We start from the raw sequence: 25,568 nt of genomic DNA on the forward strand, positions 1-25,568 counted from the left end.
TCATGATGAATGAAAAAGACCGCAGAATGGAGAGGGCTGCCCTCTCCTTACTTGGACATTCCCAGAGAAGTCAACAGCTCCTTGACCAATTTGTCCTGCTCTTCGAGGAAAGCTGTAAAGCTGGCGGAATCCCGGTATTCGCTCTCCCAGCCGTTTACAGCCAGCTCTTTTTTCCACGCCTCGCTCTCGGACAGTTCCTTTAATTTGGCATCCCAATAGGCCTTGGCGTCAGCCGGCATCTGAGCCGGGCCAAATACGCCGCGCCAAATGTTAAATTCGGCGTCAATCCCCTGCTCTATCAGCGTCGGCACGTCCTTCAGGTCACCGCCCAGCCGTTCGGGAGACGTGATGCCCAGCACACGGATTTTGCCCGCTTTCAGGTACTCGCCCACGCTGGATGCGTCAGTCGCGATCATGTCCGCGTTGCCGCCGAGCAGCGCCGCCATCGCTTCGCCGCCGCCGTCGTAGGAGACGTATTTGACTGCTTTCGGATCAATACCGTATTTGGCTGCCGGCAATACAGCGATCAGATGATCCATCGAGCCGGGAGCCGACCCGCCCGCCACTGTGACGGCAGACGGATTTTCCTTGATGGCCGCAAGCAGGCTCTTCACGTCCTGATACGGCGAGTCCGCCTTGACCACGAGGGCGCCGTAATCCCTGGTCAACTGTGCCAGCGGAGTGACGTCGCGGAACCCAAACGGGCTGTTGCCCTCCTTCTTGTTGTGGTTGATCAAGATTGGCGGTGAGTTGACAAACAGCCGGTACGCGTTCCCTTTTTCCTTGCTGACGTAATCGGCGAGAAAGACCACACCGCCGCCGCCCGGCTTGTTTTCCACCGTGATCGCCTGATTGACCAGCTTGCTCTCGCCGAGCACCTTGGCGACGGAGCGGGCGGTCTTGTCCCAGCCCCCTCCCGCGCCGGACGGAGCGACGATGACGATCGGCTTGTCCGGATATCCGGAACCAGCCGAGCCCCCCTGCCCGGTGGCAGTGCTATTTGTGCCGTTCCCCCCGCCGCACGCGGCAAGCGCCAGGCTTATGACGACGGACAGCGCTGTCAGAGTGATTCGTTTTTTCATACTGAAGCCCCCTTCTCCAACGTTTTTTGTAAGCGCATCCAAAACTGAGATAAACGTAGCACGCTGGAGGGAGGCTGAACAGTTTATGTTCATAAGTAATATTTTGAATATTTTGTTCATTTTGTTCATATTGTGCACCGCTGGCGTCCCGCGTCCGGGAATCCATCTCACAGTAACTTGTATTTTCGCTCCGGCCGTCCTACGGTACCGTACACCAGATCGGCCTGCGCTTTTCCTTCTGCCACCAGGTACTCCAGGTAGCGGCGCGCCGTGGTGCGGCTGGTGCCAATCTCCCGGCCCACCTCTTCGGCGGAGAGGCCCAACTTGTCCGCCCGTTTGATGGCGCTGATCACCTTGTCCAGTGTAAGCGCGTCAATCCCCTTGGGAATGAGCGAATCGCGCGGCTTCGCGCTCGCAAGCCGCCGGGTCAACATCCGGTCGATCTCTTCCTGGTCCACCTCGCCCGCTTCCCGGGTGCGCCAGAAATGCTCCCGGTAGCTCTCCAACCGTTCGCGGAAGCGTTCAAACACCAGCGGTTTGACGATGTAGTCGTACACCCCGCCGCGCAGGGCGTGCTGCACCATCTCGATCTCCTTGGCGGCAGTGATCATGATAATGTCCAACTCGCGATGCTGCTGCCTCATCTGCCAGACCAGCTCGGTCCCCAACGTGTCCGGCAGATAGACGTCCAAGAGGACCAGGTGCGGCTTGGCACGGGCGATCAGTTCCTTGGCCTCCTCCCCGCTGGTCGCGGTGGCGATGACGCGAAATCCTTCGATCTTTTCCACAAACCGCCGATTAATGTCAATGATGCGAATGTCATCTTCCACGATTACTACCTCTACGGGCTTCATGCTTTTCCCTCCGTTCTTTTGCCGAGCGACACCGTAAACAACGCGCCGCCCCACTCGCTTTTTCCGATCAGAATGTACCCGCCCAACTCCTCGACGATGCCTTTCACCTTGGCCAGCCCGATGCCGCGATGCTCGCCCGGTTTGGTCGAAAAGCCGTGCTCAAAAATCTTCTCCCGCATCGAGTCGTCCACGCCCGGCCCGGAGTCTTCCACTTCAAACAAAATCTCGCTGCCGGCGTCCGACAGGTAGCATTCCACCACTTTGGGGCCGGATTTCATCTCCCCAACTGCTTCCAATGCGTTTTGTATCAGGTTGCCCAGCATTACGACCACCTGCTGCCGATTGATGTCGGGCGGCAGCTCCTTCAACCGGCTGTCCCGATTGACAGAAAACTGAATTTTCAGTTCCTTGGCCCGATTGTGCATGCCCAACAGCAGCGCCCCGATCAGCGGGTCAGGCACCTGCTTGGCGAGGAACAGGACCAGTTCCTGCTCCGCCGAAGTCTCACTCGTGATCAGTTCGATCGCTTCCTGAATCGACCCCAACTGCAGCAGGCCGGAGATCGTATACAGAAGATTGTGAAATTCGTGCGTCTGCGCTCGCAGCACGTCCGCATACCGCCGCGCCTGGGACAGTTCGGACGTCAACTGGTCAATTTCCGATTTGAGGCGGAAGCTGCTGACGACGCCGACCACCTTGCCCATCCACTTGATCGGTACGCGGTTGACGATGATCTCTTTTCCGGCAATCGTGCTCTCCCGGTCCAACTGATGCTCCCCGGACTCCAGCACCTCCAGCATCCGGCTGTCCGGCAAAAGCTCCAGGATCGGCTTGTCCCGCAGTTCTTCGTCCGGCAGGTCCAGAATCTGGATCGCTGCCTTGTTGGCCATCGTCACCTTGCCGTGGCGGTTGATGGCGATAATCCCCTCGCGGACCGATTCCAGCACGGCATTTCGCTCCATGTACAAGGAGGCGATCTCCTCCGGCTCCAGGCCGAGGATGGCCCGCTTGACGTACCGGCTCAGCCAGATCGCACCGGCCGTGCCAAACAGAACGCCAAGGGCAAGAATCAGCATCACCCTTTGCTGGTAGCTGTCGATCGCCGCTTCGATATCCTCCAGCAGAAAGCCGACCGAGACGACCCCGATCACGTCCCCTGTGTCGTTATGAATCGGCACTTTTCCCCGCAATGACGGCCCCAGGCTGCCCACGGCTTTGGAGACGTAAGACTGGCCGTGCAGCAGCGCCGGTTCGTTGTCGCCGCCCACCATTTCCCGGCCGATGCGGTCCGGCAGCGGATGGGCAACGCGTATCCCGTTCCGGTCTCCCACCACGACGAACTCGGCGTCCGCTTGCATGCGCACATTCTCCGCGATCGGCTGGATAATCTGCGTGGGGTGGCCGGTGGCAAAAGCGCCGCGCACCTGCGGCAGATTGGCCATGATCTTGGCCACGCTCAGGGCGCGTTTTCCCACCTGGTCTTCGATCGTGGCCGCAATCATCGAAGAAAACACCGCGCCCATCGATCCGATCAAGACGATGATGACAAGCGTCATCAGCAGAATCATTCGCGTTTGCAGCGTCAGGCGCAATCGTGCTGAAATCATCGTTGGTTCACCTCTCGTTCATCTTACCATCCCCCGCAGGAAAAAAGGTAGATTCGCCAGCGCCGTTCGTGTACAGTAGAGAGGGAATTGAAGCGGATGTGGAGGTTACGACAGATGCACGCAAATCTGCGTACGTTTATGGAACAACTGCGGCGATCCGGCCAGTTGGTGGAAATCGACGCGCCGGTTGACCCGTATTTGGAATTGGCGGAAATTCACCGCCGCGTGATTGAAGACGGAGGACCAGCACTTCTGTTTACCAATGTAAAAGGCAAATCATTTCCCGTCGTCACCAACCTGTTTGGGACGGTGGAGCGGGTCGACATGGCGTTTGGCCCCAGACCGGAGTCGATCATCCGGGAGCTGGTGAACGGCCTGGACAAGCTCCTGCCGCCCAAGCTGTCGGGATTGTGGGAACTGCGTTCGCCGCTCATGGGAATCTTGCGCACCGGGACCAGAACCGTGCCGCAATCCAAAGCACCGGTCATGGAGCTGTCCACGACCGACGTGGACATGACCCAATTGCCGGCGCTCACAAGCTGGCATCTGGACGGCGGTCCGTTCGTCACCCTGCCGCTCGTCTACACGGAGCACCCCGAGACCAAAGAACACAACCTGGGCATGTACCGCATCCAGATCTACGACAAAAACACGACCGGCATGCACTGGCAGATTCACAAAGGCGGCGGTTTCCACTACCACGAGGCGGAAAAGCGGAACCAGCCGCTCCCTGTGACGCTCACGATCGGCGGACCACCGGCGCTGATCATTTCGGCCATCGCGCCGCTGCCAGAGATGGTGCCGGAATTGGTATTCGCTTCGCTGCTGATGGGTGACAAGCTGCATATGGCCGAAGTACCCAACCATCCGCACCGGATCGTGGCGGAAGCGGAGTTCGTCTTTGCCGGAGAAGTCCCGCCGCACACGCGCCGACCGGAAGGACCGTTCGGCGACCATTTTGGTTACTATTCCTGGACGCACGACTTTCCTGTCTTCCACGTAAAGCAGATGTGGCGGCGCAAAGACGCGATCTACCCGGCCACAGTCGTCGGCAAGCCTCGGCAGGAAGACTTCTTCATCGGAGAGTACCTGCAGCGGCTGCTGTCCCCGCTCTTCCCGATCGTCATGCCCGGCGTCAAGGCGCTGTGGACATACGGCGAGACCGGTTTCCACGCACTGGCCGGAGCGATCGTCAGGGAGAGCTATTACAAGGAAGCGATGGCCCACGCGTTTCGCATCCTGGGTGAAGGACAGCTGACCCTGACCAAGTTTTTGATGGTGACGGACGTTCCGTGCGACCTGAGCAATTTCAAGCACTTGTTGGAAATCGTGCTCGCCCGCTTCCAGCCGGAGCGCGACCTCTTGATTGTAAACGACACGTCAAACGATACGCTCGACTACACAGGCCGCAAGTTCAACCATGGCTCCAAGGGAGTCATGCTGGGCATCGGCGATCCGGTGCGTGAGCTGCCGCACGCGTACAGCGGCGAAGGCATCCCCGGCATTGCCAAAATCGAAGCGTTCTGCCCGGGCTGTCTGGTCATTTCTGGCCCCGGTTTTGAAGAACGGCCGGAACTGGGGGAAGAACTGCTGCCCTACGCCAACGAGCACCTGAGCGACTGGCCGATGATCTGCATCGTGGATGACGCGTCCATCGCCGAGAGCCAGAGCCGCTTCCTCTGGACCGTCTTTACCCGCTTCGACCCGGCTCACGACCTGTACGCCCGTTCGACGATTGTCCGCAACAAGATCCGGTACGAGGGACCGCTCATCGTCGATGCCCGAATGAAGCCGTTTTATCCCGATGAAGTGGAGACCCGGCCCGACATCGCCGCTCTGGTGGATCGTCGCTGGAAGGAATATTTTCCCAAATAATCGACTGTGTTCGACAGCAACAACCGAACCCGGAACAGCTTGTTCCGGGCTTTTTAATGTCCGAAAATTCTGTAATCACAGGTCATACAGCCCAATATAATGTAGCATCCGGCGCCCAAGACAACCGATCGGCTTGGCCGCGCTCGGGATTATTCACAAAAGGAGGGATTGCGATGAAGACACAGGTAGAGGTGGACGGCATCGTCACGTTGACGAAAGATGGCGAAAATTTGATCCGGGATAGTCCGCTGTACAACGACGGCCTCCGTCCCACAAACCGGGAGGAGCACAGCTGGACCACCTACAACTTCGCCAGTCTCTGGATCGGCATGTCCATCTGTCTGCCCACCTATGCGATGGCAGCCGGGCTCATCTCGCTTGGCATGAACTGGTGGCAGGCCATTTTGACGATCATTCTCGGCAACTGTATCGTCCTCATTCCTATTTTGCTCAACTCTCACGCCGGAACGAAATTTGGCATTCCGTATCCGGTCTTCGCCCGTCTTTGGTTTGGCTCCAAAGGGGCTCACATTCCCGCCTTGGCCCGCGGTTTGATCGGCGCGGGATGGTTCGGCATCAACTGCTGGTTTGGCGGGACGGCCATCGACACCCTGCTGCAATCGTTGGGCGGCTGGGGCAACGTTCCCGGCCACACCTGGATCGCCTTTTTTGGCTTCTGGGCGCTGAACGTCTGGATCGCCTACCGCGGGCCGGAAGCGATCAGACGGATGGAGTTCTGGGCCGCGCCCACACTGATTGTCATGGGCCTGGCGCTGCTCGTCTGGGCGATCACCAAAGCGGGCGGCTGGGGACCGATGCTCTCCGCTCCGTCCAAACTGACCACGACCGCCGACTTCCTGAAGGTGTTTTTCCCCGCCTTGACGGGCGCGATCGCCTTCTGGTCGACGATGGCGCTGAACATCCCGGACTTCTGCCGTTACGCCAAGAGTCAGAAAGCCCAAATGGTCGGACAGTCCGTCGCCCTGCCGACTACCATGGGCGGGTTCTCGTTCATCGGCGTGGCCGTAGCATCCGCCACAGTGGTCATCTACGGAGAAGCCATCTGGGACCCGGCAGCGGTGCTGGCCAAATTCTCCCCGCTGGCGATCTTTTTGGGAACATTGGGGATTATTTTGGCGACGCTGACGACAAACGTGGCAGCCAACGTCGTGGCACCGGCCCGCGCCTTTGAAAACCTGGTACCGCGCCGGATGTCGTTTGGCGCCGGAGCGATCCTCACCGGAATCATCGCCCTGCTGATGCAGCCATGGTACATCCTGGAGAACTTCAGCAACTACATCTTCCTCTGGTTGGGGACGTACGGGGCTCTGCTCGGTCCCATCGACGGGATCGCCATCGCCGATTACTGGCTGGTGCGCAAACGGCGCATCCATCTGGTTGAACTGTACCGGCTGAACGGCATGTATTCGTACAAAAGCGGTTATAACATGCGGGCCATCTGGGCCATGCTGATCGGCATCGCCGTGCCGTTTGTCTGCAAGCTGATCCCCGGCCTGACCATTGTCTGGGACAACGCCTGGACCTGCGGCCTGTTGATTTCCCTCGTCATCTACACCTGGCTGATGAAAAACACCCCGAACCGGATGAGCGCAGCAGACTACGAGAACATCACCGCCCGAAGCGTCGAGCAGCAGGCTTCCTGAGCGGCGCGCAAAAAAGACTGGCAGAACCAAACGTCCTGCCAGTCTTTGTTTTGTTCGATCAGGTGATGAACCGGCTGATCATCTGCTGCAATTGCTGCGACAGACGGTTCAGATTTTCGCTCGAACGTGCGATTTCCTGCATGGAGGCGAGCTGTTCCTCGGAGTTGGCAGCTGCACCCTGGGTGTGAACGGCCGCTTCCTGCGCCAGACGATTCATTTCATCCATGGACGAGGCGACCTGCTGGACACCTGCCGTCATCTGCTCAGTTGCCGCCGAGACCTCCTGAATCTGCTCGGCGACCGCCTGGGCTGCGCTAACGATGCGCTGAAACGCCATACCCGCTTCCCGAACCGCCACGCTGCCCGCCTCCGTCTCCGCTGTGCCCTGGTTCATCGCGGCAATCACCTGGCCGGTCTCAAGCTGAATATCGCCAATGAGGCGGGCGATCTCCTGCGCCGAATTCTCGGACTGCTCTGCCAGCTTGCGCACTTCGTCGGCCACGACGGCAAATCCCCTGCCTTGTTCGCCGGCCCGCGCCGCTTCGATCGCAGCGTTCAGGGCGAGCAGGTTGGTCTGCGACGCAATGCCGGTGATCACCTGAACGATTTCGCCGATCGCTTCCGAACGAGCCCCCAGCAGTGTCACCATCTCGGCGGCGCGATTCACCGCCGCTTGGACAGCAGACATTTGTTCCACGGCCTTGACGATGTATTCGTTGCCCTGTTCCGCCTCTTGCGCCGCCCGCACCGAAGACTCGGAGACGGTGCCGGCGGTCGCGGCAATCCGCTGGATGGCCGTGCCCAACTCCTCCATGACCCGCACGCTCTCCGCAGTCCGCTGCGTCTGCACTTCGGAGCCGGTCGCGATTTCCTGGATGGCGGCGGCAGCTTGTTCGGCGGCCTTGGCCGTCTGCTCGGCACTGGACGTCAACTGCTCGGACGAAGCCGCCACCTGCTCGCCCGCCAGCTTCACCTCGCCGATCAACGAGCGAAGCTGAATGACCAGCTTGTTGAAGGCCTGTCCCAGCGTGCCCACCTCGTCCTTGCCCTCAAAGTCGACCGGCTGCACGGTCAGATCACCCCCGGCCAACTCATCCAGTTTGGACGCTACTTTCTTCAGCGGATCGGCGATCATCCGGGCGATCACGTACCCGATGGACATCGCCAGCAGCAGAGCCGCTCCGATGGTGATGATCAGCGTCATCTCCGCCTCCCGCGATTCCTGCGTATTTTGACGGTGAATGTCTTCGGCCGTCTGCGAGTTGTAATCCGCCCACGACTTCAATTCCTGGTTGATGCCGTCCAGTGTCGCTTCCGTCGCGCGAAAATAATTGTACGCCTCATCCTGGTTGCCTTCTTCGATCAACTGGATAACCCGGGTGCGATCACCCTGGTACTTTTCGTTCAAGTCCTTCAACGTCTGGAGAAACGCTGTTTCCCGCTTGTCCAGATTGCTTTGTTCCAACTGCGTCAACAACTGATTGGAATCCTTGATGCGCGTCTCGATCTGTTGTTTGATTTCGAGCTGTTTCGTAGGACTGGTCTCCAGGATCATCTTGTACACGCTGGCTTCGATCGCCCGGGTTTGGGCGCGCAAGTCATTGATGCTCTTGATCGGCAGCAGTTGATCCTGGTACATCGCTCCCATTCGCATTTCTGCCCGATTCAGGTGCCAGTACCCGGCCCCCCCGACGATCAGCAGAAACGTGACCATCAGCATGACCAGATTGAACAGCTTTGCCCGTGTGCTCAGATTGCGAAGCAGCTTCATATGTTTTTGCCATCCCCTTTTTTCCCTGGCAGAATCGCAGGAATGATGTCACAAATATAAATGCGCCAGAAGTCCTGACAAATCGGACGGACCTCTGAGAAAAATGTCGCTTGTTGTCTAATTCTACCAAAAAAGGGGTAGGCAAGTCGATACTTTCTGACTATTCCGGTATGTCAAACACGGTCAGCAGTGAAATGCGGCTGATCTGCTCGTGCGGCTTGTAACAGACATAATAGGTGAGCTCCCGGCTGATGCGGTAGCGGATCCCGGCAAAGCCCCTATCCAGCAGAAAGGCCCGGATCTCATCCCCGGTCCACTCCAGCCATTCCTCGTGACATTTCGCTGCTGACAAACGCGACAACTGCTCCGGCGTATGACGCCAGCGCAGGGCGTCCGCCCGCAGTTCGTTCTCCCCGTATCGCTCGTCCAGCTCCGCCAGTCCGTCCACCTCCACTTCCTGGGCGAGGATGGCAGCCTGATCCCAGGTGGTTTCCGCGTGACAGATCGCGTACTGTGCGGCGATCTTCGGGTTGCTGACCAGGTAGACGCCGGGGCCAAATACGGCTTTTGCACTGGCGCCGTTGACGAACCTGCGCCGTTCCTCCCGCTCGTAACGCTGGGCCGCCACTACGCGCAGCGCTTCCTTGTACTCCACCCCGCGATAAACAATCTGCTTCATGCCCGCCTCCCCTTATCTGAACAATCATGAGGACACCATCGGCAGATGAAAACACCCTGCCCGGCGCGTCCGACGCGATTCGTCCGGCGGCATCTGCACCTGGCCGGGCGCAGGCTGACAGAGAAGGGCAGGGCGAGCAGGCCTGGCTGTCAGAAGCCTGCAGCATCGCCCTGCCGTATGGTTGATCCGCGTTACGGAAGGAGTTTGACCATGTCCTCGTACGTCTCCGGTCTGCGGTCGCGATAAAACTGCCAGGTATTGCGCACTTCATGGATCAGGTGTTTATCCATCTCGGCGATGACCACTTCGTCCTGGTCGCGGCTGCCGATGGCGACAATTTGCCCGCGCGGATCGACGAGGTAGGACTGTCCGTAAAACTCGCCCATATTCCACGGGGGTTCCACCCCCACCCTGTTGATCGCCGCCACGTAGTATCCGTTGGCGACGGCGTGGGCGGGCTGCTCCAGCTTCCAGAGGTACTCGGAAAGACCGGCCACCGTGGCCGACGGGTTGAAGACGATCTCCGCCCCGTTCAGGCCGAGCAGCCGTGCCCCTTCGGGAAAATGGCGGTCGTAGCAGATGTAGACGCCCACCTTGGCAAACGCCGTGTCAAACACCGGGTACCCCAGATTGCCCGGTTTGAAGTAGTACTTTTCCCAAAATCCGCAGCCGTTGCCGCCCGCCGCCACGTGCGGTATGTGCTGCTTGCGGTACTTGCCGAGGTACGTCCCGTCCGCGTCAATTACCGCTGCCGTGTTGTAGTAGGTCCCGATGCCCACCTTTTCGTACACGGGCAGAATGATTACCGTCCCCAGTTCGCGTGCCAACGACTGAAAGAGCTGCGTCGTCGGGCCGTCGGGCACTTCTTCGGCCGCCTCATACCACTTGGTGTTTTGTTCGGCGCAAAAATACGGGCCGAAGAAGATTTCCTGCAGACAGATGATCTGGGCTCCCTTTGCCGCCGCTTCGCGGACCATCCGCACGTGTTTTTCGATTGCCTTTTCCTTGTGGACGTGCACCGGTTCGTCCCCGTGCACGTCGTTTTTCGCCTGGATCAGCCCAATCGTCACCTTGTTTCCCATGCTGTCTTCCTCCTTCCTGTTACGGCCGTTCAAACGCGGCGCGCTTGATGAATTGTCCCGCACCCGCCTGGCCGACAAACTGCTTGTCACGTACAACAAACGCTCCCCGCGACAGGACAGAGACGATCTCGCCGTATACCTCCATGCCTTCAAACGGGTTGTAATCGACGTTCATGTGGTGGGTCTTCGCGGAGATCGTCCGTTTGACGCGCGGATCGAAGATGACGATGTCCGCGTCAGAACCCACGGCAATGGTGCCTTTTCTCGGGAACATCCCGAACAGTTTGGCCGCCTTTGTCGAGCAAACGTCGACGAACTGGTTCAGACTGATTCGCCCTTGACGGACGCCTTCGGAATAAAGGATGGTCAAGCGGTCCTCGATCAGCGGCCCGCCGTTGGGAATCTTCGTAAAGTCGTCCCGGCCCAGCTCTTTTTGGCCGATATAGTTGAATGAGCAGTGGTCCGATCCGACCGTCTGCAGGATGCCGTTTTTCAGCGCGTTCCACAGCACGTCCTGGTTCCACTTTTCGCGCAGCGGCGGTGACCAGACGTATTTGGCCCCTTCAAAACCAGGCTTTTCAAGGGCGGTGATGTCAAGCGCCAGATACTGCGGGCAGGTCTCGCCGAAGACGTTGAGTCCCCGTTCACGCGCTTCCGCGATTCGCTGCACGGCCGCCGCGCAGGAGACGTGGACGACGTACAGTTGGGCATCGGCCAAGGCGGTCAGTGCGATGGCCCGCCCGGTCGCTTCTCCTTCCGCTTCCGGCGGTCGGGTCAGGGCGTGGTAGATCGGCGCGGTATTTCCTTCCTTCAGCGCTTTCTTGGTCAGGTAGTCCAGCACGTCCCCGTTCTCTGCGTGCACCTGCACCAGCGCCCCCAGTTCTCTTGCGCGCACGAGCGTTTTAAACAGCGTCTCGTCGTCCGCCTGAAACACGTTTTTATAGGCCATAAACACTTTCAGCGAGGTGATGCCCTCGGTTGTGACCACGCTCTCCAACTCTTCCAGCACCTGGTCGTTCGCCTCGGCGATCATCAGGTGAAACCCGTAGTCGATGACGGCCTTGCCGCGCGCTTTTTCGTGCCAGGTGGCGATGGCCGAGCGAAGCGTCTCCCCTTTTTTCGTCAGGCAAAAGTCGATGATGGTGGTCGTGCCCCCGAACGCCGCTGCTTTGGTGCCGGTAAAAAAGTCGTCTGCCGTTACAGTCCCGCCAAACGGCATGTCGAGATGCGTGTGCGGATCAATCCCTCCTGGCAGGACGTAACAGCCGGTGGCGTCAATCTCCTCTGCGCCGTTCGCTTCCAGTTCGCTGCCGATGGCCGTGACCCTCTCCCCTTCAATCAAGACGTCCGCCCGGTAGGTATCGGCGGCTGTCACCACGGTGCCGCCGCGAATCACTTTTTTCATGCGCGCTTCCTCCCTTCCCCGCTCCATTGGCGTATGGGCACGGGCGCGTGCCCCCTGTCAGTACAAGCTATGCAAAAAGGCCTACCCGCATGACTTACTCGCAGCCTGTCCCGCAGTTTCCCTGGGCTGCCAACGCGGCCTGCCGCTGATTCCAGGAAAGCGGCGGCTGCCCCGTCGGCACCTCCACCATTTCGATCGTCCCCTCCACCGGACAGACGATCGAACAGAGGTTGCAGCCGACACAGTCCTCCTCCCTGACGACCAGTCTCTCCTTACCGGACGCTTCATCCAAAACGATGTCGATGCATTGGTGCGACGTGTCTTCGCAGGCGATGTGGCACTTGTTGCAATGGATGCACGTCTCTTCGTTGATACGAGCGACCACCTTGTAGTTGAGATTGAGGTTGCCCCAGTCGGAGTAGGTGTGGACCGCTTTGCCGACGATGTCCATGACTGATTTGATGCCGCGCTGATCGAGGTAGTTGTTCAGCCCGTCGATCATGTCCTCGACGATGCGAAAACCGTGGTGCATCGCCGCTGTACACACTTGCACTCCCGTCGCTCCCATCAGCAAAAACTCGACGGCGTCACGCCAGGTGGAGATTCCGCCGATGCCGGAGATCGGGACATTTACCTTCGGATCGCGGGCGCACTCCGCCACCATGTTGAGGGCGATCGGTTTTACGGCCGGGCCGCAGTATCCGCCGTGCGCGCCTTTGCCGTCCACGTGCGGGATCGGCAGCCAGCTGTCCAGATCGACACCCATCAAGCTGTTGATCGTGTTGATCAGGCTGATGGCATCCGCTCCGCCTTCCACTGCCGCCCGAGCGGTATAGCGGATGTCGGTGATATTGGGCGTCAGCTTGACGATGACGGGGGTCTGCGCCACTTCCTTTACCCATTCCACCTGCTGGATGATCAGATCGGGGTGCTGACCGACCGCCGAGCCCATGCCCCGCTCCGCCATTCCATGCGGACAGCCGAAATTCAGCTCCAGTCCGTCCACACCGACAGCCTCCACTTTTTTCACAATCTCATGCCAGGCTTCCCGCTTGTTTTCCACCATCAGCGAAGCGATCAGTGCGTGTTTGGGAAATTTCTTTTTCGTCTCTTCGATCTCTTTCAGATTCACCTCGAGCGGACGATCCGTAATCAGCTCGATGTTGTTGAAGCCGATCATCCGCTGCCCGCCGACGTGCAGGCCGGCAAACCGGGAACTGACGTTGATAATCGGCTCACCCAACGTCTTCCACACCGCTCCGCCCCAGCCCGCCTCAAACGCCCGCTGGACCTGGTAGCCGGAGTTGGTTGGCGGCGCCGATGCCAGCCAGAACGGATTGGGGGATGAAATGCCCGCCAGGTTGATGCTGAGATCTGCCATGGTACTTCGCCTCCTTTTCTCCCTGCATCACGCCGGCTGCGCCTGACCGCTCAGCGCGGCGTGGATGGCGTGCGCGGCCCGTTTGCCGTGATTTGCGGCATCGACCACCATTGCATCCGTCTTGCCGCCTCCGAAGATCACATCTCCGGCAGCGTATACACGCGGATTGGACGTGCGGTAGGTGCCTTCCTCCACCTGGACGATCCCGTTCCGATGCGCCAGCCCGAACGCTTCGATCAAAGGCACGTGACGCTGCTGGCCGATCGCCTTTACCACAAAGTCCGTCTGAATGACAAACTGGCTGCCGGGAACCGGCACGGGCCGCTTCCGTCCCTTTTCATCCGGCTCGCCCAACTCCATCCGTATCAACTCCAGCCCGGTCACCCGGCCGTTTTCGCCCAGAATGCGGGTGGGGGCCACCAGCCAGCGGAATTCCACGCCCTCCTGCTTGGCGAACTCGTATTCAAACTGGTAACAGGTCATCTCCCGCTCTGTCCGCCGGTAGAGTATCCGGACGTTCGCGGCACCCAGCCGCTTTGAACAGGTGGCCGCGTCAATCGCCGTGTTGCCCGCGCCGATGACGACCACCTTTTTGCCGATCATCGCGTCCGTAAGCGGCTTGGTTTTCGTCTCCTCCACCAGGGAGATGGCGTCCAGCACGCCGTCCAAATCCTCACCTTCGATGTGAAGCGGGGGGACCGCTCCCATCCCTACGGCGAGCAGGACCGAATCATACTGCTGCAGAAGTTCCTCGGGCTGTACGTCCTCGCCCACCCGGGTGTTGGTGACGAACGTCACGCCCATCGCCGCGACTTGTTCCGCCTCCCACAGCGGAATCTCCTGAGGGAGCCGAAACGAGACGATGCCGTACGTGTTGAGGCCGCCCGCTTTTTCCTTCGCCTCGTAGACGGTTACCTCATAACCCAGCCGCGCCAGCTCCCGCGCTGCCGACAGCCCTGCCGGCCCTGCACCGACAACGGCCACCCGTTTGCCGTTTTTCTCTCCGGCCTGAAACAGCACCGCTTCGTTTTTCATCGCCCAATCAGTGGCGTAACGCTGCAGGCGCCCGATCATGATGGGGTGAGACGCGTGATTCAACACACAGGCACCCTCGCACAGCACTTCGGTGGGACAGACGCGGGCACAGCTCGCGCCCACGGGATTGGCTTCCATGATCGTTCGGGCTGATCCGTACATATTGCCGGTCGCGATCTTTTTGATAAAGGAGGGAATGTCGATCGAGGTGGGACAGGCCTTGATACAGGGGGCGTCGTAGCAGTACAGACAGCGGTTGGCTTCGTCGATTGCTTCTTTCGGCTTCAGCGCCGGGACCACTTCCCGGAATCGGTGTTCCAGTTCCGCTCGCGCAGCCGCTGGTTCACGATGGACGCTCATCTTCCAACAACCTCCTCACACGTTTTTTCCACCTGGCAGGTGCTTGCTATTAATCAATGTGGGAAATGACAGTTTTATGATCGTTTCATCGCGGTTTCCGGTAGCTTGCCACTGAAATCAATTCAACCCGGATGGCATGAATGGTTTCAGCGGTGAATACGCTGTTACCAAAACGTGGAAGGGATGAAGCGGGCATGAAGGATTACGACCTGCTGATCGCCCGGCTCCGCCGCCAAATCGCAGAGGCGACCGAACAACTTAAGCAGTTGGAAGCGGAGCGGGCCGCGTACGAAGAACAGCGCCGCCGCCGCAGCGCGTACCTGTCCTCGCGGGAAATCCTCGATCTGCTCGCCGCCCGGCACGGACGGATGGGCAGCATGGCGACGATCAAACGCTGGGCGGATGAAGGACACCTCGGCGCCGTCATCGACGAGCGGGAAGCCTTCCCCCTGCTCACCGGGAAACAGGGCAACAAGCGGTTTCTCTACCCACGCGAGGACGTGTTTCGCTTTTTGTATGAAAAGGGATTGTTGACGCCGGCGTACGATGTGCTGGACCGTGTCCGGATCACGCGGGGAACGCAGCAGGAATGGGCAGTGGTCATCTCGGCAGAGCTGGCGGTGGATCGTTTTCTATACACGGTGCAGGTGGAAAGCAGCGGCGAAGTGGTGAGCGGAATCCCGGAAGCGGACCTGCTCCCGCCGGAACATCCTGCTTCCCGCCTGCCTGTCTCGTAAGGAGGAACTATGGAACTGGCTGTCGTCACGCTGGCCAATACGCCGGAAAATCAGGAGCGCTCGCGGCAAATCCGCGATTTTCACAAAAAAAAGGGGCAGCCCCTCGCCATCCGGTTCAGCGAGGAACTGACCCATATCGTTTTGGAAGCGCCGTGCCTGTATTTGCCCGACCGGAAGCTGCTCGGCACCGATGCGGTAGTGGACGGCAGCGGCCGGCAGTGCTCCGGCCATTACGAGATTCACCCCCGCAGCAAAGGAAAGACCATCAATCTGCACCTGGATTCCGAACTGGCTGCGGAGCTGGAGCAAATCCGCGCCCGCGTCGGCAGCAAGACCCAGCATGACGTGATTCTCGACATGGTCATCCGCGGGATGAAGGCGTATCTGGCCGAGCAGGACAAAGGTCGCGGCGAACAAGACTAGATTACTTGTACTCTCCTTTCAGGTACTGGTAAAACGGCTGATCCACCCAGAACTGGTAGCTGGAGATCGTAACCGCCGGGTTGATTTTCTTCAGCCCGCCGATGACCTGTTGTGACTGTTCACTCAAGGTGAACGTCTGGGCGATGAATCGGCCGTCCTTCAGCACGTGGTTGGTGATCACCGGATACCCCTCCAGCTCTGTCAGCGAATAGTAGAGCGGCTGCCACCAGGAACCTTTCAACAGGCCGGTCACGTCTTCCTGGTTGCGTTTGGCGTATCGGAGAATGAGCGGCTCAAAGCGCTGCTTCTCCTCGACGCTGGCAAATTCAAAGCTCAGGTCGTACTCTTTGGCGTAGGCGATGTGGTTGCCGTTCTCTATCGGCACCACACGGTAATCCTCCGTCTGGACCGGTTCTCCCCACTCTTTCAGATAGACGAATGCGGACGTTTTCGGCTCCAGCTGCACCCTGGCCTGAATGCTCTCGCTGCGCAGGAGGCCGATCAACTGGATGGCGTGGACGATGTCGCTGTGGCCGTAAGTGATGGTGCGCTCCGGAGCAAAATGGGGATCAAACCGCGTGTCTTTCAAGTTATAGCCGGTGATCAGGTTTTGCTTGAGCGCTTCGTCCACGACTTTTTGCAGGTCTTCGGCCCGGATGATCTGCGACTCATTCCAGGCTTGGACCAGCTTCCCTATGATGTCGTCATCGCTCAGATACCCGAGCGCGTTCTGGCTTTGACCGTGAAATTCGGCGACTTTGCCGAGGAGTTGATACGCCAGATCCGCCGTCGTGGCGGCATTCGCTGTTACGCCCGTCAGCGCGTCGGGGGCGACCAGTCCGCTGTCCAATGCGGCCGCCAATTCCTGTGCCGCCTGATGCGGGACGACGCCGTTCTTCGTATAGGTCCATCCCGCCTTTTTCCAGGCAGCAGCCACTTTTTCCTCGGTATAGGTGTAGGCCAGTTCCTTCAGTTCGGCCGCCTTCACGGCCGCGCTGAGCGCTTCCCAAACGGGCAGTTTGCCGGCATCAGCTGTGCCTTGCGGGAACAGCGACGGAATCGACGGTGGTGCTTCCGTTAGACCGGAAGCCGTCCCCAAAATGCTGCCCAACGCGGCAGCAAACTGAGCGGGCGTGACTTCGCCAGACAGCTTGACGCCGTACTGTCGTTCGATGTAAGCAGCCCACTCGTTTGTAACGGTTTTGGCCGGTGTCGATTGGACGACAGCTGCGACAGGCGGGACGGCGGGTGTGGCCCATACGGCTGTGGGCATGCCGATCGCGGCGAGCAGGGCGGCTGATGCCGCCGCATGAATCAGGGGACGAGACTTGGACATGGCAAATCCTCCTTGTAACGTTATGAAATAACCTATTAATCCTGTTTGTTTACTTTGATTTATGATTGAGCATAACGTTACCATCCTGACCGCGGCGTGTCAAGATTGTCTTCGTACGACCGGAATCCACAGCTCGTTTCTCTTCTCTTCGACTGGCAGATAACATTCGATTGCGGGCAAATCAGCCAGATCATAGGCGGAGGCGGGAAGCCACTCCGTGTAGAGACGTTTCCAGATATCCTGCATACCGTCCGGGGAGCCGGGCACCTCAAACACGGCCCACGTCGCTGCCGGAACGTTCATTTTGACCATGCCGTCTGGCGGCAGTTGGTCAGACACAATCGCCATGATATAGTCAAATGCTTCGCTCCTGCCCCATTCTCCATTCGCACAGACCCCCAGGATTCCGCACATCGGGTGGTTTGCCTTGCGCATCTCCCATAGTTTTTCAAAAATTCCCCGCTCACCTGCATCCTTCCAGATGCCGGGCACCGTGTGAAACGCCTGTTCCGTGTTGACGCGCTCTTTCCAACCGACCAGGGAAAATCCGCCGACGTCCTCGATCCTGTAGCTCATTTCCACAGCGCCTTTGATTGAAAATTGAAAGGATATGCGCGGAAAGGCCTTCAGTCTTGTCCCGGCACTGCGTGCAGCCGTCGGCGTCGTGCCGTGCAGGTTTTGAAACGCCCGGGCAAATGCCTCGGGCGAATCATAGCCGTACTTGAGGGCAACATCCACGACTTTGATCCGGCTGTTTTGCAGTTCAAATGCCGCCAAGGTGAGACGCCGTCTCCTGATGTATTCCGACAGCGATACTTCGGCCATGAAAGAAAACATGCGTTGAAAGTGGTACGCAGAGCAGCAGGCCACTTTGGCCGCTTCCGCGTAATCAATCTCGTCGGCAAGATGATCTTCGATATAACGAATCGCCTCATTCATTCGTTTGACCCAATCCATTCTCACGCCATCCTTTTGGTATGTATGTTAACCCAATCGCAAACGCAACGCCGTGCATTTTGTGCACAAGATTGCAAGGTCATCCCGCATCACTTCCACTTCGCCGCTGTTTTTCCTGCAAAAAAACGGCACCGTTTTCCCAGGGGGACGGGCTGGAAAGGCCGCGCTGCCCGCGGGAAACAGTGCCGTATCGCTTTTATCGAGAATTTTGTGCCTGTACTAGGCCAATTCCTCAAACGCTTCCCGCAGGACGCGGGCGATGAAATCAAGGTCGTCGCTGGTCGTGGAGAACGGCGGGGAGAGCGTCAGGATGTTGTTGTAGCCGGGAACCGTGTCCCCGTTGCGGCCGATGATCAGGCCGCGCTGCTTACAGGCGGCGATCACCCTGGTCAGCTTGTCGGGGGCGGCCGGTTCCTTGGTGTCCCGATTCTCCACCATTTCAATGCCCATCAGGAAGCCGAAGCTGCGGATGTCGCCCACATGCGGGTGATTCTCCAGGAACGCGAGCTTTTCCCGCAGTTCCACGCCGAGCCGTTCCGCCTTTTCGATCAGCTTTTCTTCTTCCATGATCTCCAGGTTTTTCAATGCCACTGCACAGGCCGCGGGATTGCCGCCAAAGGTGTTGACGTGGCGGAAGTGCAGGTTTACCCCCTGTTCGTTGAACTTGTCGGCGATGTCTGCCCGTACCGCCGTCGCCGATAACGGCAGATAGGCGCTGGTGATCCCTTTGGCCATCGTCACGATGTCCGGCTTGACGCCGAAGTTCTGGTGGCCGAATTTCCGCCCGGAACGGCCAAAGCCGCAGATCACTTCGTCCACGATCAAGAGAACACCGTATTTGTCGCAGATTTCCCGCACTTTCGGCAGATACTCCGGCGGAGGAACGATCACGCCGCCGCCGGTGATCACCGGCTCCATGATGACGCCGGCCACGGTCTCCGCCCCTTCCCAGTTGATCACCTCGTCATAGACCTGCGCGCACTCCAGGCTGCAGCTGCCGTACGATTTGCCGAACGGACAGCGGTAGCAGTACGGCGGCGAGACGTGCAGAAAGCCTGGCGCCAGCGGCTCGTATTTATGCTTGCGGATCGACTGGCCGGTCGCCGCCAACGCTCCCATCGTATTGCCGTGATAGGCGCGATGGCGGGATATGAACTTGTACCGGCCGGGCTGGCCGTTTTGGTGGTGGTACTGTCGGGCGATTTTGAACGCCACTTCGTTCGCTTCCGATCCGCTGTTGGAAAAGAAGACGCGGTACTCGCCGCCCAGCCATTCGCTCACTTTTTCCGAGAGCTTGATCGCCGGCACGTGGCTTTGCGTCAGCGGGAAATAGGCGAGCGATTTCAACTGCTCGTAGGCCGCCTGCGCCAGTTCCTCCCGACCGTACCCGATGTTGACGCACCACAGGCCGGACATCCCGTCCAGATACCGGTTGCCGTCGATATCGGTCACCCAGGAACCGCTCGCTCCGGTGACGATCATCGGGTTGGGGTTGTACGGGGACATGTGGTGCCACATGTGGGCCCGGTCCTTTGCCAACAGCTCTTCCTTGTCAAGGATTTGCGTCCGCTGCTCTTGAGTCATCTGCCGTTCCTCCTTTCGTTATTTCACAAACACTTTCTGCGATCCGATGGCGGTATCGCCGTCGTCAAACCAGCGGGACGTCACCGTCTTTTTCTTGGTGAAAAACTCGACGCCGTCCTTGCCGTTGGCGTGCAGGTCGCCGTAGAACGAATGCTTCCAGCCGGAGAAGGCAAAGAAGCCCATCGGCGCCGGAACGCCCACGTTGACACCGACCATGCCGGCCTCGACGCGCTGGACGAACTCCCGCCCCCATTTGCCGTTGTTGGTGTAAATGGTGGCACCGTTGCCGAAACGCGACTTGCTGATGACCGCCAGCCCCTCTTCAAAATCGCGGACCCGCAGCACGCTTAACACCGGCGCAAAAATCTCGTCGCGGACGATGACCATTTCCGCATCCGCGTGGTCGAAGATGGTCGGACCGAGGAAAAAGCCCTCCCGTTTGGCCTTGGCGTCTTCCCGGCCGTCCCGGACCAGACGGGCACCGGCAGCGATCCCTTTCTCGATGTAGCCGTGCACTTTTTCCAGATGAGCCGGCCGGATGACTGGCCCCAGATCGACGCCCGGCTCCAGTCCGTTGCCCATCTTCAGCGCGTCGGACTCTTCGACCAGGTATTGAATCAGCTCGTCGGCGATCTCCTCCACCGCGACGACGACACTGGCCGCCATACAGCGCTCCCCTGCACAGCCAAATGCTGAGCTGACAATCGTTTTGGCGGCGCGGCGCAGGTCGGTGTCAGGCATGACGAGATGATGGTTTTTCGCGCCGGCCAGCGCCTGCACCCGTTTGCCGTGAGCAGAAGCCGTTTTGTAGACGTACTCCGCGACGGGCTGGGAACCGACGAACGAAATGGCTTTCACATCCGGATGCTCCAGCAGGCCGTTGACGACGTCGTGAGCGCCGTTGACCACGTTGAACACCCCGTCCGGCAGGCCCGCTTCCTTCAGCAGTTCGGCAATCCGGATGCAGGAGAGCGGCGTGCGCTCGGACGGTTTCAGCACAAAGGTGTTGCCCGCTGTAATGGCAATCGGGTACATCCACATCGGCACCATCAGCGGGAAGTTGAACGGCGTGATGCCGGCCACGACGCCCAGCGGAAAGCGGATTACCTGGCAGTCGATGCCCTTGGCAATGTTGGGCAGCGACTCGCTCATCAACAGCGTCGGCATCCCGGCCGCAAACTCCACCATCTCAATCCCGCGCAGCAGTTCGGCGTGCGCCTCGGGCAGGTTCTTTCCGTTTTCCAGCGTGATCATCCGCGCCAGTTCGTCCTGGTTTTCCCACAGCAAATGCTGGAAGCGAAACATGATGCGCGCCCGCTCCACCACCGGGGTCTCGCTCCAGGCGGGAAACGCCGCCTTGGCTGCCTGGACAGCCTTGTCCACGTCGTCTTTGGTCGACAGCGGGACGCGCGACAAAAGCTCGCCTGTCGCCGGATTGGGGATGTCCTCGTAACGGTCGGACTGGGACTGCACCCACTCGCCGGCGATGTAGTTCTTCAGCATGGGCCCTACGGTCGTCGTACTCATTGCTTCAACTCCTTACCATTTGTTTGATAGTTCCATCTTATCTGAATTTTTCACACGACATCACTAGACAAACTGCAAGTAGTTGGGTAGTATTCATCATACATACTGTCAAGAGGAGGAAAAGCATGAACAGCGACTGGCGTCTTACCGTGGCCGATGTCATCAGACGGCCGCTGTTTTGCGATGCGGAGGTGGTGGCCGGCAGCCGCGGGTTGTCCCGTCCCATCCGCTGGGTCCACGTGCTGGAATCGGCCGACACCTGTCAATTCCTCAACGGCGGCGAACTGATCCTGTCCACCGGCCTTGGATTCGGCGAGGCCAAAGAGAAACGGCTGGCCTATCTGTCCGAGCTGATTCGCCGCAAAGCGGTCGGCCTCTGTATCGAGCTGGGCGCCTATATCCCGCACGTGCCGGATGACATGCTGGAACTGGCCGACCATCACGATTTTCCCCTGATCGTGTTCCACCAACCTGTACGATTCGTCGACATCACGCTCGATCTCCATGAACATCTGATCAACCGGCAGATGCAGGCGCTGCGCAATCTGGAGTCTTACTCGCGCGGCCTGCAGCGTTTGAGCCTGCAGACGCAGGGCATTTCCAGGATGCTGCAGCATTTTCAGGCGGCCGTGGGAACACAGGTGTTTTTGTACACACCGGAAGCGCCTCCGCAATTTGTGCCGTCGCTCCCGCAGACCGTTCAGAGCGAACTTGCGTCCATGATGCGCTCCGCCTTTCCCGCTGTTCCCTCGGCGGAGGGGGGAAATGGCGTCCTCGCCCTGTCCGACAAAAAGCGCATCGTCTACCAGCCGGTGACCGCGATGGGCCATCTGCTAGCGTACCTCGGCGTGATTCTGTACGAACGGGAAGCGGACGAGTACCTGCTGCTCACGCTGGATTACACAGTCAGCGCTCTGGCCCAGGTCCTGATGCGCCGAATGTTTGCCGAAGAGCAGGCGCTCGCGACGGAAAACCGGCTGTTTGACGACCTGATCATCAACCGTTCGCTGACGGAAGAGCAGATTCGCGCGCTGCTCGGGCTGGCCGGGACAGGAAAGGCGCCCGTCTACCATATCCTGCTGATGTCCCTGCGGCGTGACGGCGACGAGCACGCCGCTCCCCTGCCGCCGCACGAACTGACAGGTGTATTCCGTTCGCTCCTCTCGCGGCTGGGCTTTCGCCCGTTTATCCGCTGCAAGGGCAGCCGCTTTTACCTGCTCGTGATCGGCCCGTACAAAGCTGCAGACGCCCGCCGCTCTCTGGACAAGGCAATGGCCGAGATGAAACGCATCTGCCGGCAGGTGATGGGAGCGGACACGGACGTGCTGTTTGGCGTCAGCCGTCCAGGCACTCGGCTGGGGGAGGCCGGCAGGCACCTGACAGAGGCGGAACAGGCGCTCGCCTTTCAGCACGATTCTCCAAGCCCCTATTTTGCCGATCTTGGCCTGTTTCGCCTGCTCTTTCACGTTCCGCATGAATCGGTGTTGAAGCCGTTCATCAACGATTACCTGGGGGCGCTGATCGACTACGACGAAAAACACGGCACACAGCTCGTCCACACACTGCGTGTCTACCTTGATTCCAACCTCTCCAAGCAGGAGACGGCCACGAAACTCTACATTCACCGCCAAACCTTGTATCACCGTCTGGAAAAGATTGAAGAGATCCTTCCGCCTGACTATGCCCATCCGCACCACCGGCTTTGTCTCGAAATTGCCCTGCGTGCCTATGAATGGCTGAACCACAGACCGGCCGCTGCCCCCTTCCGTCCGGACGAACAAACGGCGCGACCGTCACGCTGACGTGACGGGACGCGCCGTTCAATTGGGGTTGTCTGTGTGTCTGCCTCAACGGCGGGATCTGGCCGGATAGGTAATTTGCATGTCATACCAAGCCATCCTGCCTTTTTCCAGTTGAATGACGATTCGGTACGGTCCGGGTTCGGCCAAATCCACCGTCAGCGTTTCGGGATTGTCTTCGCTGTCGGTGGAGCCGATCAGATTTCTGTCACCATCGTAGACGTACAGATTGACATCGGCATCGCCGATCCATTCCGCAGTCACGGTCATTTCACCCGCCTGCTTGGCCCGGATCCAATACGTGTGATCCCTGTTATTACGCGAATTTTCGATAAGTCGCCCCGTTTTGACTTCTGTTATCCAATCGTCGGACAGCAGCTTGCCGTTGGTTGCCAGAGCGTACGGCTGAGGCCCCTTGGGGATGTTGTAGCCCTCTACCGTCACCGTGTAGATGCCTTCCTCGGGATGCTTGATCCAGACCTGCTCCACGTTGTTGAGGTTGTCCACTTCATCGTCGTAGGGATAGCGGAAAAAGTCGTTGCCGTTCAAGGTCTCGCCGCTTGGCGTTACTACTCGCAGGTTCAGATCGTTGACCAGCGTGCGCGTGGCTGCCAGGGAAGCCGGGTAATCTGTCCAGGCCAGGGTGATGGCCAGCGGTTGGGAATCGTCCGTCACCTTGAGACGGTAGGTGGCTTCATCCCCTGTTTTCATTCCCTTTTTCTCATCCACAAAGCTCGTCTCGATCGCACGCTGCAGGTTGGCTCGTCCAAAACCCTGCAAGCGCATGTCTTCGTCCAAATCGTCGGCGCCGCTGATGAGCATTGCCTTGATCAACGCCCCGCTTGGATTGTCCACGCCGTTTTCCTGCAGGTACTGACGGACTTGGGCCACACCGCCGGCCAACACTGGCGTCGCCATGCTTGTCCCGCTGAGATAGGCGTAGAACTCATCAAAATGTCCGTGATAATTCTCGTCGGGTGCCAAAGAGGAACGCGTGGACAGGATGTAGCTTCCCGGCGCGACCAGATCGGGCTTGAGGCGGCCGTCCGCCGTCGTCCCCCGGCTGCTGAATTCGGCTACCTCGTCCGGGTCGTCCGCTTCGTAATCATCCAGCTCCGGCCGGTCGTTCTCGGTAGCGCCCACGGCGATCACGTTTTTGGCTGTCGCCGGCGTGCCGATGGTCTCGTATCCGTATACGCCCGAATTGCCGGCCGCCACCAACGCCGTCATGTCCGGATGTTCCCAGAGGAACTGGTCGAACAAAAACGAGTCCAGGCCGTATTCGCCATAGTCATCGACGCCCCAGGAATCGGAGTGGATGCGCGCGCCTTCCGCGTAAGCCTCCTCCAGAATGTCATGGACATCTCCGGCCAGATATCCGTCTTCGTCCAGCATGGAATGAAAGACGAGCTTCGCATCGGGAGCCATGCCTTTGTACTGGCCGTCTGACGCTTTGCCGGTGCCCACGATCGAGCCCGCCACGTGAGTGCCGTGGCCGTCAGGGTCGCTGGCATCCCCTTGGCGCCCGATGGCATAGAGCTCTTTCACCTGGCCTTCAAAATCCGGGTGGATCTGATCGGGATCGCCGGTGTCCAGGCCGCTGTCCGCTACGCCGACAATCTGCCCTTCGCCAGTGTAGCCGGTGGAGGCCAGGTAGTCGGAATGGATGATTGCCGCCGCCCGGTCATTGCGAAGTTTTCGCTCCAAAACGGGAACGACGGCGATGACCTCGTCGGATTGGATTACCTCTTCCAGACTGCGGCCGCTCAGCCGCGCCATCGAGATGTGGGGAGCTTCCTCCAGGCTTTTCACTTGTCTGGCTTCCCCGTCTTTCACGATCCGCTTCAAGGTGCGCTCCATGTCGACACGGTGGTCAAACCCGATGACCGCTACCTCCACATCCGCCCGCTTGCCGAGGGTGGAGCGCAGCGACGGCGACACCTTGGAGACGGGATGAAACGGGAGGACGTCCCTGACGAACGGCAGCTTTTTCAGCGCCCGCCGCGCTTTTTCCTCGTCCACCCGGGCAATGAACGCGTAATCGGGTATGTAATCCCCCAGGGTTACGCCCAGGTCTTCCACCTGCTCCTTCCACTCTTCCACCACCGGACCGTCAAACTGAATGACGATCAGATCCGTGCTTCCCTTCTGCGACGTTTGGGAAGCGAGTGAAAGTTCCTCCTTCGCCTCGATCGCCAGTCTGCCCTTGCGCCCCTCTTCCCGCTTGGCGCTGACAGGCAGTTGACCGACCATCAAGGATACGACCAGTGTCATGGATAGTGCCGCATGCCATTTGAACCGCAAAGAATCAACACCCTCTTCCCATTGTTGTATAATGTTTCCATTATACGGCAAAATTCGACGATGGGAAAGAGTCTGAATATTTCCTTTAGACAAAAAAGGATCGAGG

At 59.2% G+C, this 25,568-nt stretch carries 20 protein-coding genes; 6 read left to right on the forward strand and 14 right to left on the reverse strand.

All coding sequences use genetic code 11. The features are described 5' to 3' along the window. Window positions 1-47 precede the first annotated feature (47 nt). From KDN35_RS08095 to KDN35_RS08105, 3 genes are all read right to left on the reverse strand, one after another. Complete coding sequence (locus KDN35_RS08095; protein WP_171566771.1) at window positions 48-1,082, reverse strand: tripartite tricarboxylate transporter substrate binding protein; 1,035 nt, start codon at window positions 1,080-1,082, stop codon at window positions 48-50. 167 nt (window positions 1,083-1,249) lie between these two features. After that, entirely contained in the window at window positions 1,250-1,936 is a 687-nt protein-coding gene (locus tag KDN35_RS08100) for a response regulator (RefSeq protein WP_212132510.1), read from the reverse strand. Beyond that, window positions 1,933-3,543: an ATP-binding protein gene (locus KDN35_RS08105; protein WP_212132511.1), complete on the reverse strand. Its 1,611-nt coding sequence runs from the start codon at window positions 3,541-3,543 to the stop codon at window positions 1,933-1,935. The genes KDN35_RS08100 and KDN35_RS08105 overlap by 4 nt, the downstream gene beginning before the upstream one ends. 114 nt (window positions 3,544-3,657) lie before the next feature. Between KDN35_RS08105 and KDN35_RS08110 the strand changes: the two genes are divergently transcribed. Both KDN35_RS08110 and KDN35_RS08115 read left to right on the forward strand, forming a co-directional pair. Then, entirely contained in the window at window positions 3,658-5,418 is a 1,761-nt protein-coding gene (locus KDN35_RS08110; protein ID WP_212132512.1) for a menaquinone biosynthesis decarboxylase, read from the forward strand. A gap of 173 nt (window positions 5,419-5,591) precedes the next feature. Then, on the forward strand, window positions 5,592-7,082 hold the full coding sequence (locus KDN35_RS08115) for an NCS1 family nucleobase:cation symporter-1 (RefSeq protein WP_171566767.1): 1,491 nt from the start codon (window positions 5,592-5,594) through the stop codon (window positions 7,080-7,082). 58 nt (window positions 7,083-7,140) lie between these two features. On the opposite strand, the gene KDN35_RS08120 is transcribed toward KDN35_RS08115, so the two are convergent. After that, on the reverse strand, window positions 7,141-8,853 hold the full coding sequence (locus tag KDN35_RS08120; protein ID WP_171566766.1) for a methyl-accepting chemotaxis protein: 1,713 nt from the start codon (window positions 8,851-8,853) through the stop codon (window positions 7,141-7,143). Window positions 8,854-9,013: 160 nt separating this feature from the next. After that, the gene (locus KDN35_RS08125; RefSeq protein ID WP_171566765.1) at window positions 9,014-9,532 is read right to left on the reverse strand and encodes a hypothetical protein; all 519 of its coding nucleotides are present in this window, start codon (window positions 9,530-9,532) and stop codon (window positions 9,014-9,016) included. A gap of 26 nt (window positions 9,533-9,558) precedes the next feature. Here KDN35_RS08125 and KDN35_RS08130 point away from each other — a divergent pair, with 26 nt between their 5' ends. Further along, a complete protein-coding gene (locus KDN35_RS08130; RefSeq protein ID WP_171566764.1) occupies window positions 9,559-9,717 on the forward strand; it encodes a hypothetical protein in 159 nt (52 codons plus the stop codon). 6 nt (window positions 9,718-9,723) lie between these two features. Here the strand turns inward: KDN35_RS08130 and KDN35_RS08135 are convergent, their stop codons facing one another. The 4 genes from KDN35_RS08135 to KDN35_RS08150 all read right to left on the reverse strand — a co-directional run bounded on the left by KDN35_RS08135 (window position 9,724) and on the right by KDN35_RS08150 (window position 14,795). Continuing rightward, on the reverse strand, window positions 9,724-10,614 hold the full coding sequence (locus tag KDN35_RS08135; RefSeq protein WP_212132513.1) for a nitrilase-related carbon-nitrogen hydrolase: 891 nt from the start codon (window positions 10,612-10,614) through the stop codon (window positions 9,724-9,726). A gap of 19 nt (window positions 10,615-10,633) precedes the next feature. Further along, window positions 10,634-12,019, reverse strand: coding sequence for a dihydropyrimidinase (gene hydA, locus KDN35_RS08140; RefSeq protein ID WP_212132514.1), 1,386 nt, complete (start codon window positions 12,017-12,019; stop codon window positions 10,634-10,636). A 94-nt stretch (window positions 12,020-12,113) separates the two neighbouring features. Continuing rightward, entirely contained in the window at window positions 12,114-13,400 is a 1,287-nt protein-coding gene (gene preA, locus KDN35_RS08145; RefSeq protein ID WP_171566761.1) for an NAD-dependent dihydropyrimidine dehydrogenase subunit PreA, read from the reverse strand. A 27-nt stretch (window positions 13,401-13,427) separates the two neighbouring features. Then, window positions 13,428-14,795: an NAD(P)-dependent oxidoreductase gene (locus KDN35_RS08150; RefSeq protein ID WP_212132515.1), complete on the reverse strand. Its 1,368-nt coding sequence runs from the start codon at window positions 14,793-14,795 to the stop codon at window positions 13,428-13,430. A 194-nt stretch (window positions 14,796-14,989) separates the two neighbouring features. Here KDN35_RS08150 and KDN35_RS08155 point away from each other — a divergent pair, with 194 nt between their 5' ends. Together KDN35_RS08155 and KDN35_RS08160 are read left to right on the forward strand one after the other, a co-directional pair. Then, window positions 14,990-15,532, forward strand: a complete 543-nt coding sequence (locus KDN35_RS08155; RefSeq protein ID WP_171566759.1) for a hypothetical protein — start codon at window positions 14,990-14,992, stop codon at window positions 15,530-15,532. 9 nt (window positions 15,533-15,541) lie between these two features. Continuing rightward, window positions 15,542-15,955: a hypothetical protein gene (locus tag KDN35_RS08160; protein WP_212132516.1), complete on the forward strand. Its 414-nt coding sequence runs from the start codon at window positions 15,542-15,544 to the stop codon at window positions 15,953-15,955. Between the two features lies 1 nt (window position 15,956). Here the strand turns inward: KDN35_RS08160 and KDN35_RS08165 are convergent, their stop codons facing one another. The 4 genes from KDN35_RS08165 to KDN35_RS08180 all read right to left on the reverse strand — a co-directional run bounded on the left by KDN35_RS08165 (window position 15,957) and on the right by KDN35_RS08180 (window position 21,359). Next, a complete protein-coding gene (locus KDN35_RS08165; RefSeq protein WP_212132517.1) occupies window positions 15,957-17,291 on the reverse strand; it encodes a hypothetical protein in 1,335 nt (444 codons plus the stop codon). Window positions 17,292-17,390: 99 nt separating this feature from the next. Further along, on the reverse strand, window positions 17,391-18,248 hold the full coding sequence (locus tag KDN35_RS08170) for an AraC family transcriptional regulator (protein WP_171566756.1): 858 nt from the start codon (window positions 18,246-18,248) through the stop codon (window positions 17,391-17,393). A gap of 219 nt (window positions 18,249-18,467) precedes the next feature. Continuing rightward, window positions 18,468-19,832 (reverse strand): aspartate aminotransferase family protein, encoded by a 1,365-nt coding sequence (locus KDN35_RS08175; protein ID WP_171566755.1) that lies wholly within the window; start codon window positions 19,830-19,832, stop codon window positions 18,468-18,470. Window positions 19,833-19,850: 18 nt separating this feature from the next. Beyond that, the gene (locus tag KDN35_RS08180) at window positions 19,851-21,359 is read right to left on the reverse strand and encodes a CoA-acylating methylmalonate-semialdehyde dehydrogenase (protein WP_171566754.1); all 1,509 of its coding nucleotides are present in this window, start codon (window positions 21,357-21,359) and stop codon (window positions 19,851-19,853) included. A gap of 125 nt (window positions 21,360-21,484) precedes the next feature. Between KDN35_RS08180 and KDN35_RS08185 the strand changes: the two genes are divergently transcribed. After that, complete coding sequence (locus KDN35_RS08185; protein WP_212132518.1) at window positions 21,485-23,161, forward strand: PucR family transcriptional regulator; 1,677 nt, start codon at window positions 21,485-21,487, stop codon at window positions 23,159-23,161. Window positions 23,162-23,206: 45 nt separating this feature from the next. On the opposite strand, the gene KDN35_RS08190 is transcribed toward KDN35_RS08185, so the two are convergent. Further along, a complete protein-coding gene (locus KDN35_RS08190) occupies window positions 23,207-25,432 on the reverse strand; it encodes a S8 family serine peptidase (RefSeq protein ID WP_212132519.1) in 2,226 nt (741 codons plus the stop codon). Window positions 25,433-25,568 lie beyond the last annotated feature (136 nt).

Origin of the sequence: Brevibacillus sp. NL20B1 (genome assembly GCF_018195675.1) — a bacterium.
GTDB lineage: Bacteria > Bacillota > Bacilli > Brevibacillales > Brevibacillaceae > Brevibacillus > Brevibacillus aydinogluensis.